This is a genomic window from Candidatus Tectomicrobia bacterium, assembly GCA_016192135.1.
GTDB lineage: Bacteria > UBA8248 > UBA8248 > UBA8248 > UBA8248 > 2-12-FULL-69-37.
Genome location: JACPUR010000001.1, coordinates 351,972 through 368,899, shown reverse-complemented (window position 1 = coordinate 368,899; position 16,928 = coordinate 351,972). Strand labels below are relative to the sequence as shown.

The 16,928-nt window shown below is 63.5% G+C and carries 15 protein-coding genes; 8 read left to right on the top strand and 7 right to left on the bottom strand.

The genetic code is table 11. The features are described 5' to 3' along the window. Nucleotides 1-38: 38 nt before the first annotated feature. A complete protein-coding gene (locus tag HYZ11_01675; protein MBI3126300.1) occupies nt 39-1,499 on the bottom strand; it encodes a sigma-54-dependent Fis family transcriptional regulator in 1,461 nt (486 codons plus the stop codon). Further along, nucleotides 1,496-3,322 carry a hypothetical protein gene (locus tag HYZ11_01670; GenBank protein ID MBI3126299.1) on the bottom strand — a complete coding sequence of 609 codons (1,827 nt, stop codon included), beginning with the start codon at nt 3,320-3,322 and terminating at the stop codon, nt 1,496-1,498. The genes HYZ11_01675 and HYZ11_01670 overlap by 4 nt, the downstream gene beginning before the upstream one ends. Before the next feature lie 265 nt (nt 3,323-3,587). Between HYZ11_01670 and HYZ11_01665 the strand changes: the two genes are divergently transcribed. From HYZ11_01665 to HYZ11_01630, 8 genes are all read left to right on the top strand, one after another. After that, complete coding sequence (locus HYZ11_01665) at nt 3,588-3,863, top strand: hypothetical protein (protein MBI3126298.1); 276 nt, start codon at nt 3,588-3,590, stop codon at nt 3,861-3,863. A 393-nt stretch (nt 3,864-4,256) separates the two neighbouring features. Further along, nucleotides 4,257-4,610: a hypothetical protein gene (locus tag HYZ11_01660; GenBank protein MBI3126297.1), complete on the top strand. Its 354-nt coding sequence runs from the start codon at nt 4,257-4,259 to the stop codon at nt 4,608-4,610. 268 nt (nt 4,611-4,878) lie between these two features. Further along, nucleotides 4,879-5,022: a hypothetical protein gene (locus HYZ11_01655; GenBank protein ID MBI3126296.1), complete on the top strand. Its 144-nt coding sequence runs from the start codon at nt 4,879-4,881 to the stop codon at nt 5,020-5,022. Nucleotides 5,023-5,087: 65 nt separating this feature from the next. Further along, nucleotides 5,088-8,237, top strand: coding sequence for an efflux RND transporter permease subunit (locus tag HYZ11_01650; protein MBI3126295.1), 3,150 nt, complete (start codon nt 5,088-5,090; stop codon nt 8,235-8,237). A 47-nt stretch (nt 8,238-8,284) separates the two neighbouring features. Further along, nucleotides 8,285-8,710, top strand: a complete 426-nt coding sequence (locus tag HYZ11_01645) for a FixH family protein (GenBank protein ID MBI3126294.1) — start codon at nt 8,285-8,287, stop codon at nt 8,708-8,710. 13 nt (nt 8,711-8,723) lie between these two features. Next, a complete protein-coding gene (locus HYZ11_01640; protein MBI3126293.1) occupies nt 8,724-10,016 on the top strand; it encodes a TolC family protein in 1,293 nt (430 codons plus the stop codon). A 76-nt stretch (nt 10,017-10,092) separates the two neighbouring features. Then, nucleotides 10,093-11,352, top strand: a complete 1,260-nt coding sequence (locus HYZ11_01635; protein ID MBI3126292.1) for an efflux RND transporter periplasmic adaptor subunit — start codon at nt 10,093-10,095, stop codon at nt 11,350-11,352. A gap of 20 nt (nt 11,353-11,372) precedes the next feature. Then, a complete protein-coding gene (locus HYZ11_01630) occupies nt 11,373-12,725 on the top strand; it encodes a hypothetical protein (protein MBI3126291.1) in 1,353 nt (450 codons plus the stop codon). A gap of 150 nt (nt 12,726-12,875) precedes the next feature. Here the strand turns inward: HYZ11_01630 and HYZ11_01625 are convergent, their stop codons facing one another. The 5 genes from HYZ11_01625 to HYZ11_01605 form a co-directional block, all read right to left on the bottom strand. Next, the gene (locus tag HYZ11_01625; GenBank protein MBI3126290.1) at nt 12,876-13,283 is read right to left on the bottom strand and encodes a cytochrome c; all 408 of its coding nucleotides are present in this window, start codon (nt 13,281-13,283) and stop codon (nt 12,876-12,878) included. A gap of 91 nt (nt 13,284-13,374) precedes the next feature. Next, nucleotides 13,375-14,598 carry a c-type cytochrome gene (locus tag HYZ11_01620; protein ID MBI3126289.1) on the bottom strand — a complete coding sequence of 408 codons (1,224 nt, stop codon included), beginning with the start codon at nt 14,596-14,598 and terminating at the stop codon, nt 13,375-13,377. Next, nucleotides 14,588-14,878 (bottom strand): hypothetical protein, encoded by a 291-nt coding sequence (locus tag HYZ11_01615; protein MBI3126288.1) that lies wholly within the window; start codon nt 14,876-14,878, stop codon nt 14,588-14,590. Before HYZ11_01615 ends, HYZ11_01620 begins: the two co-directional genes overlap by 11 nt. Further along, on the bottom strand, nt 14,871-16,244 hold the full coding sequence (nrfD, locus tag HYZ11_01610; protein ID MBI3126287.1) for a polysulfide reductase NrfD: 1,374 nt from the start codon (nt 16,242-16,244) through the stop codon (nt 14,871-14,873). Before nrfD ends, HYZ11_01615 begins: the two co-directional genes overlap by 8 nt. Then, nucleotides 16,231-16,920, bottom strand: coding sequence for a 4Fe-4S dicluster domain-containing protein (locus tag HYZ11_01605; GenBank protein ID MBI3126286.1), 690 nt, complete (start codon nt 16,918-16,920; stop codon nt 16,231-16,233). The genes nrfD and HYZ11_01605 overlap by 14 nt, the downstream gene beginning before the upstream one ends. Nucleotides 16,921-16,928: the final 8 nt, after the last annotated feature.

The window sequence follows — 16,928 nt, the reverse complement described above, 5'->3', positions numbered from 1 at the left end:
TTTGCGGATCGCCCGATTTCCGGGCGCCTGACTGAAAATCATTCAGGGAAAGAACTTGGGAGCTGCGCTTTTTTCAGCTTTTCAAGGAGAGTCGAACGAGAGATGCCCAGCCGCCGCGCCGCCTCAGACTTATTACGCCCTGAGAGATCGAGGACCCTGCGGATATGCGCTTCTTCCCAAGCCTCCAGCGATAAATCAGTCTCGGAAAGATCGGCCGGCAGGCCGGCCGCCTCCGGAAGGGCATCGATACGCTGCATTTCAATGGGCAAGTGCATCGGCAGGATGCTCGAGCCTCGCGTCAGAATCACCGCCCGCTCCATCACGTTCGCGAGCTCTCGAACGTTCCCGGGCCACGGGTAAAGAAGCAATATCTGCTGGGCAGCGGGACTGATCTCGGTGATTTCTTTTCTCAATTTTGAACTATGCCGGGCCAAGAAGAGATGGGCGAGCGTGAGGATGTCCCCTGCCCGCTCGCGCAAGGGAGGAAGAAAGACGGTCATCACGTTGAGCCTGTAGAAAAGATCTTCCCGGAACTCGCCTTTCGCGATCATCGCCTTCAGATCCCGGTTGGTCGCCGCGACGATTCGGACGTCCACGGGAATTTCCCTTATCCCCCCCACGCGCCTGAAAGCACGCTCTTCCAGGACGCGTAACAGCTTCGGCTGGATGCCGAGGCTCATGCTATCCAGCTCATCCAGGAAAAGAGTCCCCCCGTCGGCGAGCTCCATGAGCCCTCTTTTGGCCGCCCCGGCGCCGGTGAAGGCCCCCTTCTCATGGCCAAAGAGCTCGGATTCCAAGAGGGTTTCGGGGACTCCGCCACAGTTCAACTTCACCAGCGGCCCCTTGCACCGCTCACTAAGCGTGTGGATGGCATTGGCCACGAGTTCCTTTCCCGTTCCGCTCTCTCCCTGGACGAGCACAGTGGTATCGGGCGTCTGGCTCACCACCTGGATGAGGTCTCGAAGCTCGCGCATGGCCGGGCAATCGCCCCAGAGCGTGGTTTCCGTCTCCCGGAGTCCGCTCATGTGACGCAGACGGATCACCTCGTTCCTCAAGTTCGTGGTTTCCAAAGCCCTTTCAACCAGGATGCGAAGTTCCTCCAGCTCAAAGGGCTTATGAATATAATCATAGGCGCCTTCCTTCATGGCCTGGACCGCCATGCGGATCTCCGGAAACGCCGTCATCATGATGACCAAGGTGTCCTCATCCGCCTCCCGGATTTCCCGCAGAACCTGAATACCGCTCCTGCCTGGAAGACGATTGTCCAGTAGAATCAACTCCACTGGTTGGCTTCGAAGGTGCCCGAGAGCCTCCTCCCCCGACTCCACCGCCTCCACCTTGCATTGCATCTTCTCCAGAACTTCCCGGAGGCTCTCCCGCAAATTTTGATCGTCCTCGACAACGAGCACCCTGCGCGGGAACCGGACGGCCCCTGGGCTCTCTCCCCTCTCTGTGGCGCCAATCGTTTCCCGCCGGCTAGGGTAAGATGAATTCTTCATCGGGTCTGGCCTCCTGCACCGGCAAGCGGCTCCCCGCAGGGAAGGAAAAGCTCGAATGTGGTTCCCCGCCCCGGCTGACTTTCGGCGCGCACCTCGCCCCCGTGCTTCTGGACAACCTTGAAAACGAGGGAAAGCCCCAACCCGATGCCCGAGGACCGTGTGGTGAAGAATGGCTGGAAGATTTTGCCCAGATTTTCAGACGAAATCCCGATCCCGCTGTCGGATACCCTGACCCTTACACCGCGCGCCGCTCCCTCCCCTTCTCCGTCCACCCCGGCGTCGATGGACAAGACACCGCCTGTCGGCATGGCTTGAACCGCATTGTGGAAAAGATTGATGAACACCTGGAGCATCTGTTGCGGATCCAACAAAAGAAGGGGAAATGGACCAGCGTATTTCTCCTTGACCTCCACGCCTGCTTCCACCCGCTTCTCTTCCACCTGGGCAAGCGCCTCCTGGACGAGTGCCCGAAGATCGCACGGGCTCTTTTGGAGCTCCCCGGGCGCCGCAAAGTCAAAGAATGCTCGCAGGAGGCGATTCAGCCGATTGACCTCTTTGTCAATCCGAGAAAGAGCGACTTGGGTAGAAGCATGAGAGGAGAATTCCTCACTAAGCGCCTGTGACACGACTTTGATGGTGGCTAGGGGATTTTTGATTTGATGGGCCACCCCCGCCACCATCTCTCCGATGGCGGCCAGCCTTTCTTTTTGGACGAGCCGCTCCTGGAGTTCCTTCCGGGCCTTTTCCTTTATCGATAGGCTGTGGACCATGTCGCTGAAGGCGCGCTCCAGCCGCCCGATCTCATCCTCGGAATAGTTCATTGTGTCTTCCTCGGGCATGGGTCCCTGCGTCTCCAGGGAGTGGACGCGCTCCATGAGCTGGCCCACCGGCTTCGAGATCTTTCGGTCGAAGAGGAAAAATCCTCCTAGGAAGATGAAACCTACCCCCAGAAGACCCACCGTGGAGTGAATGAGAAACATGGATCTCACTGGGGCGAATATCTCACTTTCCTTCTGGGAAACAAGAACGAACCACTTGACTCCAGGATACTGCCCGAATCCTCTGATGGGAAAGGCGCTCACGAGAGCGGCGTCGCCATCGAGATCGCGGTCGCGCACCACCGGCATCTCTCCCGCGAGAACCCGGACGAAGGCTGGATGGCCAGCGACGGTCCTCGCTATGGGAGGGAGGAGGTTCTGGTCGTCGAGCAATATCTTTCCGTCTCCCCGGACGAGCAGCGCCCGCCCAGTCTTGCCCATGCGCAGACTGGAGAGGAACGGGATCAGAGCGCTCAGCTTAATCTCACTGTGGACCACCCCTCGGAAGCGCCCCCCTGTGTCGTATAGGGGGGAATTGAAACACATCACCAGCCGCCCGTCGCCGGAGGGGGGAACATAAGGCTCGCTGATGTACATGGAACGGGCGGCTTCCCTCCAATCGCGGAAGGATATCTTACCCGCCTCTCGAAACCAGCGGGATTCGCTTGCATCAGTGTCCATAAATTTTTCATCGCTGGAAGCGAGAATGCGCCCCCTCTCGTTGGCCAGCGCCAGCCAGGCATCGGGCTGATGGAGATCCGCCGCGCGCCGCAGAATCGCGGCTTGATATCCCACACCTTCCGAATCCTGAAAGAGCGGCATATGGGAAAGGAGGTGCACATCATTCCAGCGGGCGAAGAGGAGAATCTCCATCCGCCGGAGAACCGGCAGAGGAGCCGTCGCCAGCCTCTCCCTCGTCTCGGCAATGAGCCTCCGATGGGCCAGATAGGCCTCCACCACCACGCTCAAAGAAAATGGCAATACCCCCAGGAGAACCACGGCCACGAAAAGTTTCGCTTTCAATGACCGGACAACCATTCCGCCCCCCGCATTAGCCAATTGATTTGCCCTGGCTTAGGAATGACAGGCAATATCTGTTCCAATGCCGGCCTGGTGAATCAAAGTCACAAAAACCCGAAGCCGACAAAAAAGAAAGGCAGGAAAATGCTTGATAATGTGTAATATAGCTGGAGTCACCCGATAATCCGAAGCGCTAGTGTGTAACCAAATAGAGTAGGGTCACCCCCAAGGGAATGAGGCCTTTTGTCTCATATCTCCTCTCTCTCAAAATCTGCTAGGGGCGGGCTCCCCATCCCCTCTCCCATCTCGCCAGGGTCCCCCCGGCCTTCCGGGCCATCTCCTCCTGGGTCAGGCCCCTTGCCCAGCGGTAGGCCTTGAGGCGCTCCCCAGATTCCTGGGTTTCCCATCCCAGGGCGTGAAGCTCGCGCGGACCATCGCCGACCTCGCCGGAGAGGCGAGCATCGCCCCCGCCCACCTGGCCGAGGCCATCCAGTACCGGCAACTCGATAGGGTGGCAGCGAAGTGAGAAAGGCCCCCGTGCTCAAGGGCAGCCCGCATAACACCAGTGGCTGGGAAGCACCCGTGAGGGTCTAGCCCAAGGGCAGGACCCGGCCATATGCGCGAGGCAAAATGTCTCGCCAGTGCCGGCCCATGTCTGTTCCCGCCTCGTCCGATCTTTCGATAGACCCCTCCCCTCCGTCACTTTCTTTCAATCCAAATCCAGACGACCGGGAAAAAGCCTGCCCTCCTTCAGTCTCGCGGCCATGCCCTTTCGTTGGCCCTGGATTTGCAACTAAGAACCAAAGAGTCTCGGGCAGGGACGACGCTTCCAATGCCCGGCGCATGAGCGGGAGAAGGGATACCGACCCATATTCCTTTTCGCTTGACGCCATATCGTGAGGGCGTACATTAGGCGGGTATGTATACGCGAACCGTAACGGCGATTGTGCTGCTGGCGTTCTGGATTTTCTGGAGCCCGTTCGCGCTGGCCTCTCACATGGCCGCGGGGGGCCGGCCCATGTGCGCCATGGCCTCCTCCGAGGTCCATGACGCGGGCACGCCCCACCCGTCCGGACACGACGCCAACACGATGCACGAAACCACCGGAAAGCTATGCTCCCTCGGGATATGCATGCTGTTTCCCTCCCCCGGCGAATCCCTGCAGTTCCGCGATTCCTATGCAGCCTATGCGCCGCGCCCAAGCCAGAATCCGGTGATGGCGCTTCCTCAAATCCCCGATCCCGTTCCGAAGTCCCTCCTCCTCCAGGCGTAGTTTTCCTCTCATAGGCCTGACGCCCGACAGGCGTCCGCGGCAGCCTGTTCCTCGTGTGAAGGAACAGCCGCGCCCGGAGAGCATCTGCTCCCATGAGCGCGGTCCGGCAGCGGTGGTCCGCGAGGGAAACGACGCCACTCCCGCATGGCGAAGAAGCGCCTGCTCGGACCGGCTCCGCGCCCTCATCCAGGATGCGGGGAAACCGATGCCTCCGGAGGCCCTTTCTCCGCCAAAAACCCGAGAAGCCGCCGGCCGCAAGGAGGGAATCATGTTCTGGCAGTTCGCGCCGTTCGGGATCGCGGTTCTCCTGTTCGTGGCGGCGTTCGCCCTCGTTCACTGGGGCCGGGAAGTTCGCAACCCCGAGCGCCGGAACCCCTGGAACCACATTCATCCCGGCTCGGGCGGCGCCTGAGAAGATCCGCCAAGGGAAAAACTTCCGGCCTGGAGTCATGCGACGGGCCCTGAAGAAGGTCACTCATGATCAACTGGCTCATTGAAGTCTCATTGCGGAACCGCTTTCTGGTCATCGGCCTCTTCGTCCTCATCGGGGGATGGGGATACTGGGCCCTCCGGACGACGCCGATAGACGCCATCCCCGATCTATCCGACAACCAGGTCATCGTCTTCACTGACTGGACGGGGCGGTCCCCTCAGGAAGTCGAAGACCAGATCACCTATCCCCTCACGGTGAGCCTGCAGGGCCTCCCCGGCGTGCGCGTCGTGCGCTCCTCCTCGGCGTTCGGCTTCTCGATGATTTACGTGATTTTCGAGGACTCCGTGGATCTTTACTTCGCGCGCACGCGGGTCCTCGAGCGCCTCAACCTGGTTTCCAAGAACCTCCCGCAGGGCGTCGTCCCGGTCCTCGGCCCGGACGCGACCGGGGTGGGGCACGTCTTCTGGTACACGGTGGAGGGAAAAGGCCGCTCCCTGCGCGACCTGCGCTCCCTGCAGGACTGGTTCATCCGCTATCAGATCAACGCCGTGCCCGGCGTGGCCGAGGTGGCCAGCATCGGGGGGGAAATCCAGCAATACCAGATCGACGTCGACCCGAACCGCTTGCGGACGTTCCGCATTCCGCTCTCGATGGTGGTGGACGCCGTCATGCGGAGCAACCGGAACGTGGGCGGAAACGTCGTCGAGGCGGCGGGCACGTGGTCCGTGGTCCGCGGGCTCGGCCTGATCGAGAGCGTGAAGGACATCGAAGAGATCGTCGTCGGCTCGGAAAACGGAGTGCCCATCTTCGTCCGCCAGGTGGCGGAGGTGAAGATCGGGAACGCCTTCCGGGTCAGCTCCCTCGTCAAGGGCACCGAGGAGGCGGTGGGGGGCGTCGTCGTGGCCCGCTACGGGGTGAGCACCATCGACGTGATCGCGCGCGTCAAGGAGAAGATCAAGGACCTAGAGGCGGGCCTCCCGGCGGGCGTGAAAATCGTCCCGTTCTACGATCGATCCGCGCTGATCCAGCGCTCGGTCGACACGCTCAAGTGGACGCTCCTCGAGGAGGCCGCCGTCGTCACCCTGATCAACATCGTTTTCCTGATGAACATCCGCTCCATCTTCATCGTGACGATACCGATTCCGCTCGCCGTGCTGATCTCCTTCCTCTTCATGCGCTATTTCGGGATCAGCTCGAACATCATGTCGCTCGCGGGCATCGCCATCGCCATCGGCGTTCTGGTGGACGCGGGCATCGTCGTCACAGAGAACGCCTACCGTTTCATGGAGAAGCGGGGCGTGGACCCGAAGGATCGCCGCCGGGTTTTCGAGACGGTCCTGGAATCCACCCGGCTCGTCGGCCGGCCCATCTTTTTCGCGATGGTGATCATCATCCTCGCCTTTGTGCCGGTCTTCGCCCTCACCGGCCAGGAGGGAAAGCTCTTCCATCCCCTGGCGTATACGAAAACCTTGGCGATGACGGGCGCGACCATCCTCTCCGTCACCCTTGTGCCGGTTCTGTGCAGCCTGCTGATCGGGGGCAGTATCCGGGGAGAGGAGGACAACATCGTGATGCGGTTTCTCATGGCGCTCTACCGGCCGATCCTGAACTGGTCCCTGAGGCACGGCGTCCTGACGATCGCCGCGGCCTTCCTGCTCATCATCGCCGCGGCGGCGCTCTTCCCCCGAATCGGAAAGGAGTTCATGCCTCCCCTGAACGAGGGGGACTTGCTGTTCATGCCCGTCACCGATCCCGCCGTCTCGCTTCCCCAGGCCACCGAAATCGTCAAGAAGCAAAATGCAGCCATCCAGAAGTTCCCGGAGGTCGCCTCGGTCGTGGCGAAGGTTTCGCGTGCGGATACCTCGACCGATCCTTCCCCCGTCAACATGACCGAGACCATCATCAGCCTCAAGCCGGAGTCCCAATGGCGGCCGGGGATGACACGGGAGAAGCTCATCGGCGAGATGGACGAGGCGACGACCCTTCCCGGCGTCTCGAACATCTGGACCCAGCCCATCATCAACCGGATCAACATGCTTTCGACGGGAATCCGCTCCGAGGTGGGCCTGAAGATATTCGGAAGCGACCTCAAGACCCTGGAGGGGAGGGCGAGGGCGGTGGCCGACGTCCTCAGGAAGATTCCCGGCGCGGCCGACGTGTATCCGGAGCAGGTCACCGGGGCGCCCTATCTGGACGTGCGCGTGAACCGGGTGGCGGCGGCCCGCTACGGGATCACGATCGGCGCCATCCAGGATGTCGTGGAGACGGCGATCGGGGAGAACAACCTGACCCTGACCATCGAGGGACGGCAGCGCTTCCCCGTGCGCGTCCGCTACGCCCCCCAATTCCGGGCGACGCCGCACGCGCTCGGCAGCGTCCTCGTCTCCGCCCCCAACGGCACGCAAATTCCCCTCGCCCAGCTCGCCGAAATCCGCAGTGTCGCCGGCCCCTCCATGATCTCCAGCGAGAACGGACTGCTCGTGGTGGCCGTGCTCCTCAATGTGCGGGGGCGGGACGTCGGGAGCTTTGTGGACGAGGCCCGGCCGGTCGTCGCGCGGGCGGTCAATCTGCCGCAAGGGTACTATTTCCAGTGGAGCGGCCAGTACGAGAACGAGATCCGGGCGAAGGAGCGCATCCAGATTGTGCTGCCCGTCGTCCTGCTGGTGATCTATGTGCTCCTCTACCTGACCTACCGCTCCTTCCTCGAGGCGGCCCATGTGCTCCTGATGGTGCCCTTCAGCCTCGTCGGGGGGGTCTTCCTCCTTTACGCCCTTGGCTACAACTTCTCGGTGGCCGTCTGGGTCGGCTTCATCGCGCTGTTCGGAACGGCCGTCCAGACGGCGGTCGTGATGGTGATCTACTTGGAGGAGGCCGTGGAGCGGAAGCGGGAGGAGATGGGCGGCCGCCTCACCCCCCAGACCCTTCTGGAGGCGGTCATCGAAGGGGCACTGCTTCGCCTGAGGCCGAAGGTCATGACCGTCTCCACCATCGTGGCGAGCCTCCTGCCCATCATGTGGAGCACCTCGACGGGCGCCGAGATAATGAAGCCCTTGGCCACCCCCGTCCTGGGCGGCATGGTGAGCTCCCTGGCCCACGTGCTCATCGTCACGCCCGTCATCTTCTATTGGCTCAGGAGCCGCGAGCTGCGGCACGAGGAGGCGCGCGCGGAGCAGTCGCAGGATGCCGTTGTCTAGCTTCGATTCGCCTGGCCGCCAGGCGCACAACTCAAAGGAGAAACACGATGCCTAAGAACCGCTCCCCGCTCTGGATCGCCGCCGGAATTCTCTTTCTGTCCGTGTCCCTCGCCGGAGGCGCGGCCTCGGGGGCGGAGCTCAAACCCATCCGCTCCCACAAGACGAAAGACGTCGCCATCGCCCTTCTCAGCGAGTCCGGCCAGTGGAAGCAGGGGAAGAACTCATTCATCCTGGAGTTCAAGTCCTCCGCGAACCAGAAGCCCATCGACGCGGGCAAGGTCACGCTCAGCACGAGCATGGCGATGCCGGGGATGGCTCCCATGATCGCCGGGGCCTCCCTGACGCCGGGCAAAGCACCGGGACAGTATCTCGGAACCATCAGCTTCCCCGATTCCGGCACGCGGCAGGTGACCATCACGTGGGACGGGCCCGCCGGGAAAGGCTCCGCGCGCCTCTCCGTCCCGGTCCGGTAGGCGGGCGGCTGCGATGCGGAAGCTCCTCTTCGTCTCGATATTCCTCGGATGGACCTTCATGGGCGCGGGAGCGCCCGGCGCGCAGCCGCTGGAGGGCAAGAGCGAATTCACCGTAGAAGGGCTGGTGACCCAAACCCTCGCGCAAAATCCGGAGATCCAGGCCATGCGCGCCGAGGTGGAAGCCGCGGGAGGGCGGCTCCGGCAGGCGGGGCTCCGTCCCAACCCGATGCTCGAATTCAGCGGGCAAAAGAGCGTCTACAGCCCGGACAACAATGTCGGGGTCGGGGTGACGATTCCGTTGGATTTGAACGGCCGCCTGGAGGGCCGGGTCGGGGTCGCCGAGCGGGAGGCCGAGATGAAACGGAAGCAGCTCAGCGACAAAGAACGGAAGATGCGGGCCGAGGTCCGGATGAAGGCCGGCGAGGTGCTGGCCGCCCGGCGGAATCTCCGCTTCACGGAGGAGCTCCTGCAGGCGAACCGGCGCGCCCAGGGGGTCCTCGGCGAACGGGTGCGCAAGGGCGCCGCGCCCTCGCTCGAGGAGAGCCTGCTCCAGGTCGAGGTCAACCGCCTGGAGGCGAGCCGTCGCATTCTCCGGAGCCGCGTAGAGATCGCGACCCTGCAGCTCAAGACGCTGGCCGGCATGGCTCCCGAGTCGCCTCTCGCGCTCAACGGCTCCTTGTCCAATCTCCCCCCCGCCCTGGAGCGCAAGGAAGTCCCGAATGCGGAAATCGAGGCGCGGCCGGACGTGGCCCTCGCCCGGACGGAGACGGAGCTGGCCCGGGCCAAGATCGAGAAGGAGAAGGCCGAAGGAAAGTGGGACGCGAGCTTCAATGTGGGCTATCAGCGGATGAAGTCGGGCTTCAACCTCATGGGGCTGACCGAAGCCGGCGCCATGAGGGACATCGAGGACACGTTCCATTTCGTGGGCGTGGGCCTCACGATCATGCTCCCCTTCCGGAACCAGAACCAGGGCAACATCGCCGCGGCGATGGCCGAGGCGAAGTCCGCCGAGCGCCGGCTCGCATACGCCCGGCTCACCGCCCGCCAGGAGGTGGCCGCCTCGCTGGCCCAGTACGAGGCCGCCAAGCGCTCGCTGGAGATCTACCAAGGGGGCGTTTGGGAAATCGCGCGCCGCAACCTGGACGTCGTGTGGAAGACATACGAGCTGGGACGGACGTCGCTGCTCGACGCCATCGCCGAGCAGAGAAGATACATCGAGGTCGAGATGGGCCTCACGGAGGCCCTGAAGCAGATTTTCGACGCCGCCACCGAAATCGAGCGCGCCCACGCGGGCGCAGCCCGTTGACAGGAGAGACGAGATGCCTGGGAACTTCGGACGGAATGGGGAGTCCCGTTCGCCGCGCAGCCGCGCGGGAAGATGGATGAGAGTTCTTCGCGGAGCCGCCCTGATCGCGGCGGGAGCATTGATCGCAAGTCTCTTCTCGTATGGAAGGGGGACTGACGGCCTGGCCCGCACTCCCTCCGTCGTGCAGGCGCCCGCCGGCACCTCCGGGGCCCCCGCCCCGCCCGGCCCTCCCGCCGAGGCACAGGTCCCGGCGGAGGCCGAGGTCACGCTGACCGCCGAGTCCGTCTCGAAGGCCGGCATCAAGACGGCCCAGGTACGGGCCGTCGAATCCAAGAGCGACGTGCGGGTGCCTGGGGTCGTGACGCCCAACAGCTACAAGGAGGTCAAGGTCGTCCCCATCGTGGGCGGAATCGTGATCAAGGTGCACGTGGAGCTCGGGAAGCCCGTCAGGCGGGGGGAGCCCCTGGCGACCCTGTTCAGCAACGACCTGGCGGAGACCCAGGCGAAATACCTCTCCCTGACCGCCATGGCGGAGGCCGACAAACGTAAGCTCCAGCGGGTGAAGCAGTTGGTCGAGATTGGGGCGGCCAGCCGTCAAGAATTCGAGGAAATCACGGCCGTCCGCGAGAGCCGCGTCACCGAGATCGAGGCGGCGCGGCAACGCCTCTTCATCCTGGGATTGAGCCGCGCCCACGTCGAGGGCCTCAAGAGTCCCAGCCAGATCGTCTCGCACGTGACGGTCCCGGCCCCCATCGACGGCGTGATCATCAACCGTACGGCGAACTTGGGCCAAGTGGTGGGGATGGGTCAGGAGCTCTTCACGGTGACGGATCTCTCGGATGTGTGGGTGGTGGCCGATATTTACGAGAGGGACTTCGAGGCGGTGGCGGTCGGGTCGGATGCCAGCCTGACCTCCCCGGCCTATCCCGGCCTTTCCATCCGGGGACGCGTCACCTACATCGACCCGCGGGTGGACCCGCAGACGCGGACGGCGAAGGTCCGCCTGGAGGTCCCGAACCCCGGCGGCCGGCTGCGGCTCGGCATGTACATGACGGTCTCCTTCGCTACGCCGGACGGGAAAAAGGTGCTGACCGTTTCCCGGGCCGCCGTCCAGACCATCGGGGAGCGGCAGGTGGTGTACATTCCCGCCAAGGACGACGAGGGCAAATTCATTCAGCGCATGGTCCAGCTCGGCCCGCTGATGGGGGACTTCTACGCCGTCCTCAAAGGGCTCGTTCCCGGGGAGTCCGTGGTGACCGAGGGAAGCTTCTTCCTGCGGGCGGAGAGCCTGCGGGCCGCGCCATCAGGCGGGGACGCGGGGCATTCTTCGCATTGAGCGGAACCACCGGAGGGCCGATGGACCGCGCAGCCGGATTTTTCAGGGACCGGCCTTTTGCGTCCTTCTGGGGCATCGCCTTCGCGACGGGCGTCCTTCTGACGCTGCTCGTCTTCTTTTTCTACAGCTCCTCGCGGCGCCAGACGGAATTCGTCGAGAAGATGGTGGCGCTTCGCGGCGCCGCCCTCATCAGCGCGCTCGAGGCCTCCGTCCACGCCGAGATGCACCTGCGCTGGAATCGGGAGGGCTTCGAGGTCCTCCTCCGGGAACTGGCCAAGAAAGAGGATGTCCAATACCTGGCGATCCTGGACGAGGCGGGCGCCATCCTCGCCCACAGCGACCCGGAGCAGACCGGGCAGCACATGCCTTCCCTTCTGGATTTTGTTTCGGAGGGCGGCGGAGGAGAAGCCCGCCGGACACCCTGGGACGGGAGCGTCGTCGTCTTCGGGCGCCGCCTAAAGGACGCAGGCGGCCGCGAGGTTCCCACGGCCGGCATGGAAACCATGCACGGCGGGAGGCCCGAAAAAGCCTGGCCGGAAGACATGGAGAAGCTCACCGCGGTGGCGGCCATCCGGGTGGCCGAATTCGAGAAGATCCGCCAGCAGGCCTTCCGCCAGACCTCCTTGATACTCCTGGTGGGCGGGCTGCTTGGCGTCGGGGCGGTGTTCGTGAGCTTCGTCTTCCAGGGCTACCAGCTCGCCCATTCGAACCTGCGCCGGCTGGAGCGGGCGCGGGATGTCCTGAACAAGTTCGTCCCCTCGGCCGTGGTTCAGCTGCTGGAGCGCGAGCCGGACGCCGCCCTGGAAAAGACCGAACAGGACGTGACTGTCATGTTCCTCGACATCGCCGGCTACGTCTCGCTCAGCGAGGCGATGGCGGGGGAGCAGTTGAACTGCCTCATCGAGCGCTGCTTCGCCCGCTTCCTCGACCTCATCCGCCGCCACGGGGGGGACGTCACCGAGACGGCCGGAGACGGCCTGATGGCCCTATTCCGGTCCGGCTCCCCCCGCGTCCACCCCCAGGAGGCCGTCCGGGCCGCTCTCGGCATCCAGCGGGCGGCGGAGGCGCTCAACGCCGAGCGCGATCCGGCCTTTCCCCCGATCCGGGTGCGCATCGGCGTCAACTCGGGCGCATGCCTGGTCGGCTCCACGAAGATACGCGGGGCCTCGGGGGAAAGATGGACGTTCACGGCGACGGGGCAGGTGACGAACATCGCCGCCCGGCTATGCGCCCAGGCCGCTGGAGGGGAAGCGCTTCTCGGGCCGGAAACCGCGGATCGATTGCATGAGAGGTTCCGGCTGGAGTCATTAGGTGAACATAACTTCAAGAACGTCACCGAGCCTGTCCGCGTTTTTCGTCTTGGGCAGGCATAAGGGGCTTCTTCAGCCTGGCCGGAACCGTTCTCCCCTCTCCGCCCTATCCTCTCTCCCTATCCACCTCGCCAGGCTCCCCTACCGCCGGCTCGATCGGCCGGCGGGAAAGCCGTGAGAGAACGCCCGGGACGCGCGCCAATGGGAACCAGCCTACTTGGCCAAGCTCCGCATGTAGGCGACGACATCCCAAATGTCCTGTTCCTTCAAGGTACCGTTCCAGCCGGGCATCAATGGGGATCGATCGACGCCGGCGCCGCCCTTGGCGGTAATCTCATAGAGAAACGCGTCGGTCAGGGCCGACATGAGGGTCTTATTGCTTAAATCCTTCGGCTTGGGATTCAAGGCGGCCGCGGCGGGCCCATCGCCTTTTCCCGTCTCCCCGTGGCAGCCCACGCACAGCGTGTCGTAGGTTTTCTTCCCTTTGGCCGAGTCGCCCTGCACGGATGCCGCTCCGACCGCAAGCCAGGAGAAGACCAAAACCGCCGCTCCGCCGGCCGCCAAACAACGCCCCATCTCATCCTCCTCCGCCGGAATTCCCGGCACGAAGTTTAGAGCCACGCCCGCCCATGCCGGCCTCGGCCAAGCTCCTCCGGCCGCGGGAAATCCGCATGCCCATCCGCCGCTCTTCCAGGCGAATGGAGACGGCGGTTTATTTCTTCGCCCTATGTGTCCCCCCAATCGAACGGACGTAGGCCAAGAGATCGGCCACATGCCGCTCGGTGAGCTTCGGCCACTCGCGCGCGGAGCCGAGGAGGGTGCCATACATGTTGCCCGCATGGTTCCACATCTCCCGGGCGAGATCGATGTCGCTCGCCCATGGCCCCTTGGCGCGCAGGTCCGGCGCCATGGGCTTCCGGCTTCCCTCCGCGCTATGGCATCCCGCGCACCCCTGCTCGGCGAAAACAGCGGCGCCCCTGGCCGGATCTCCCTGGGGGGATTGGAATTGCAGGAAATAGAGGAACGCGGTCACGTCGGCCATCTCATCCACCGTGAACGATATGGGAGACATCCCCTTTTTCTTCCAGACCGCCCACATCTCCGGACTGTGATTCCACATCCGGCCCGCGATGGTCGAGAGGCTCACCTTGAGCTTGCGCGCCGCCAAGGCGGGGCCAATCCCCGGCTTCATCTCGTCGGCCGCATGGCAGTTCACGCACTGCTTCGATACGAACAGCGAGGCTCCTTCGCGCGGGTTTCCCGGGCGGACGAACACCGGCAACAGCACCTCTGGAGCGGGAAATATGCGGGAACGGGCCTGGATGAATTCCACGATATTGCGCACGTCCCGGCCGCTGAGCGTGGGCCGGAGGATGCGCTCCCGCTCCATCGCCTCCGACATCGGGATCCCCTTGTTCCAAAGCGCCGTGGCCACAAAGACAGGCGAAGCGAAACGCCCGTACTGGTCGAGGGCGGGACCCACCTTTCCGCCCGCCCCGCCCACGCTGTGGCAGGAAACGCACCGCTTCGCGGCGAAGGCCTCCTCTCCCTCGCGCGCATCCCCGGGGGGATCGAGATAGTTCAGCGTGTAGAGAAAAGCGACGAGTTGGCTCATCTCCAAGGTCGAGAACTGCGGGAACGACATGTTCTCCTGGGCCAAGGCGGAGATCATCTTCGGCGCGTGGTTCCACATGATGCCCGCCATCGCCAGGAAGCCCCCGCTGAGCTGGAGCCGCCCGAGGTCCGGTCCCCTCGTCCCCCCATATCCCTGTATCGAATGGCAGAGGATGCACCTCTTTTCGACGAATACCATGCTTCCGCCGACAGGGTTGTCGGGCAAGACGGCGGCGGGGCCGGCGGCAAGGGAGGCGGAAGGAACGGAAGCAAGAAGAATGATGAACATGAGCGTCCAGCGAAGCCGATTCTTAGCGTTCATCGATGCCTCCTTTCCCTGCATGGGCAGACCGCTCCCCTTGCGAGGCGGCCGAACGCAGTCCCCAAAACACGTAGTTGGCGAGGCTCAGCAGCAGGATAAAGACGGGGATGGCGACCAGCGAGATTCCGATGGAGGCGGAAGGGATATCCCGCAGCTGGAGCGATATCCGGATGAGCCTGACGATCCAGGCGATGATGCCGATGACGAACACCCAGAACAGAGCGAGGATTCCCAGCTGAATCATCCAGACCTTTCCCGCTTCCGGCGTCTCCTCATTCATTTTCGATTCCTTCTGCGATGAGGCGCCTGGCCGCCACCGGCTCCCCTTCTTCCGGCAGGTAGCTTCGAATGCGCTCTTCGACTTCCCGGAGACCGGCCTCCCGTCCTTCCCTGATCTCCCAGATCGAGATGATGGGGAATATCTTCGTGAAGAGCAGGTAGAAAAGGCTGAACAAGGAGAAGCACCCCACCATGAGGCCCCATTCGACAAGGGTCGGCATATAACCGACCGTATCCAAGGGAAGGCGCGGGTGGGAGAGCGTCGGAATGATGATGATGAAGCGCTCGAGCCACATGCCGACGCTCACGAATATGGAGGCGACGAGGATGCCCAGGATGGTGCGGAACCGGCGGATTCCCAGCAGGATCATCGGCACGACGAAATTGCAGGCCACCATCGCCCAGAAGAAGAATGCGTAATTGCCCGTGAACTTCACCCAGAAGACCTTCATCTCCTCGGGCTCGTTTCCGTAGAACCCCGTAATGTACTCGGCAAAGGTGAAGTAGAACCACAGGAAGCTCATTGTCATGAGCAGGAGGCCCAGGTAGTTGAAGTGGACGTGGCGCAGGTAGTTCTCAAGCCGGTAGACGCGGCGGAAAACGACCATGAAGATGATGAGGGCGGCGATTCCGCTGAAGATGGCGCCGACGACGAAATAGGGACCGAAGATCGTGCTGTGCCATCCCGGCTGGAGCGTCATCGAGAACACGAAGGAAACGACCGTGTGCACCGACACCGCGATGGGGATGACCAAGACCGCCATGATGGCGACGGCCCGGTTGAGTATTCGTATCTGCCCCTCTGTGCCGGCCCACCCGAGGGCGAGCACCGTGTAGAAGAGGCGGTATTTGGAGGAGTGGTCCCGCAGGATGGCGATGTCGGGTATGAGCGGCAGGTACAGGTAGAACACGCTGGCGGTCAGATAGGCGGAGATGCTCGTCGCGTCCCAGAGCAGCGGGCTCTGGTAGCGCCCGTAAAGGAGGACGTTCAAGGCGCGATCCGGGCGCCCGAGATCAAGAAGGATGTTTCCCGCGCCGATGAAAAGGACCATGACAGTGATCACTTCGGCCATGCGGGTGATGGGCCGGCGCCATTCGGCCTGGCTCATCCGGAGGATGGCGGAGATGAGCGTGCCGGCATGGCTGATTCCGATGAAAAAGACGAAATTGGTCACATAGAAGCCCCAGCTCACGGGCTGATTCAGCCCGGTCACCCCCAGGCCGCGGGTGAGCTGGAACCAGTAGGCGGCGGCGCCGGCGGCCACTCCGGCGAGAAGGAAGCCCACGGCGACATAGAATCCCCTTCCCGTTTCCTCGATCGGGCGGAGGAGATGAGCGTCGGAGCCCAGGGCGTCACGTGATCTCATGCCGTTCCTCTCTCACCAGATAGACGACTTTGGGCTTGGTTCCGAGCTCGGGGAGCAGGGGCCGGGCCCGCGGGCTGCGCCGAAGCCTTGAGACACGCGAACGGGGATCATCCAGATCCCCGAATTCGATGGCTTCCGACGGGCAGGTTTCCACGCAAGCCGGGACGTAATCCCCGGCCCGGAAGGGGCGGCCGGCCGCCCGGGCGCGCTCCCGGGCCTGCTGGAGCCGGTGATGGCAGAAGGTGCATTTTTCGACGACTCCGGCGGGCCGCGTCGAAACGTCGGGGTTCCCGAGGGTGCCGTTTGCGCGGTATTCGAACCAATTGAAGAATTTGACCGTGTAGGGGCAGGCGGCCATGCAGAAGCGGCAGCCGATGCAGCGCGCGAAATTCTGGGCCACGATGCCCTCGGGGGTCGAATACGTGGCGTAGACCGGGCAGACTTTCGTGCAAGGCGGGTCGTCGCAGTGCATGCACGGACGCGGCATCATCGGCGCCTCCGCGCCGTGTTCGCCGTGCTCTTCCATCGGGATCATTTCCATCCAATTGATGGCGCGGCCCCGGGCGGACTCCTCAGGACCCACGAAAGGAATGTTGTTTTCCGCCTTGCAGGCGGCCGTGCAGGCGCCGCAGCCCGTGCAGCGGTCCAAATCAATGACCATTCCCCAGCGCGCCATGAAGACTT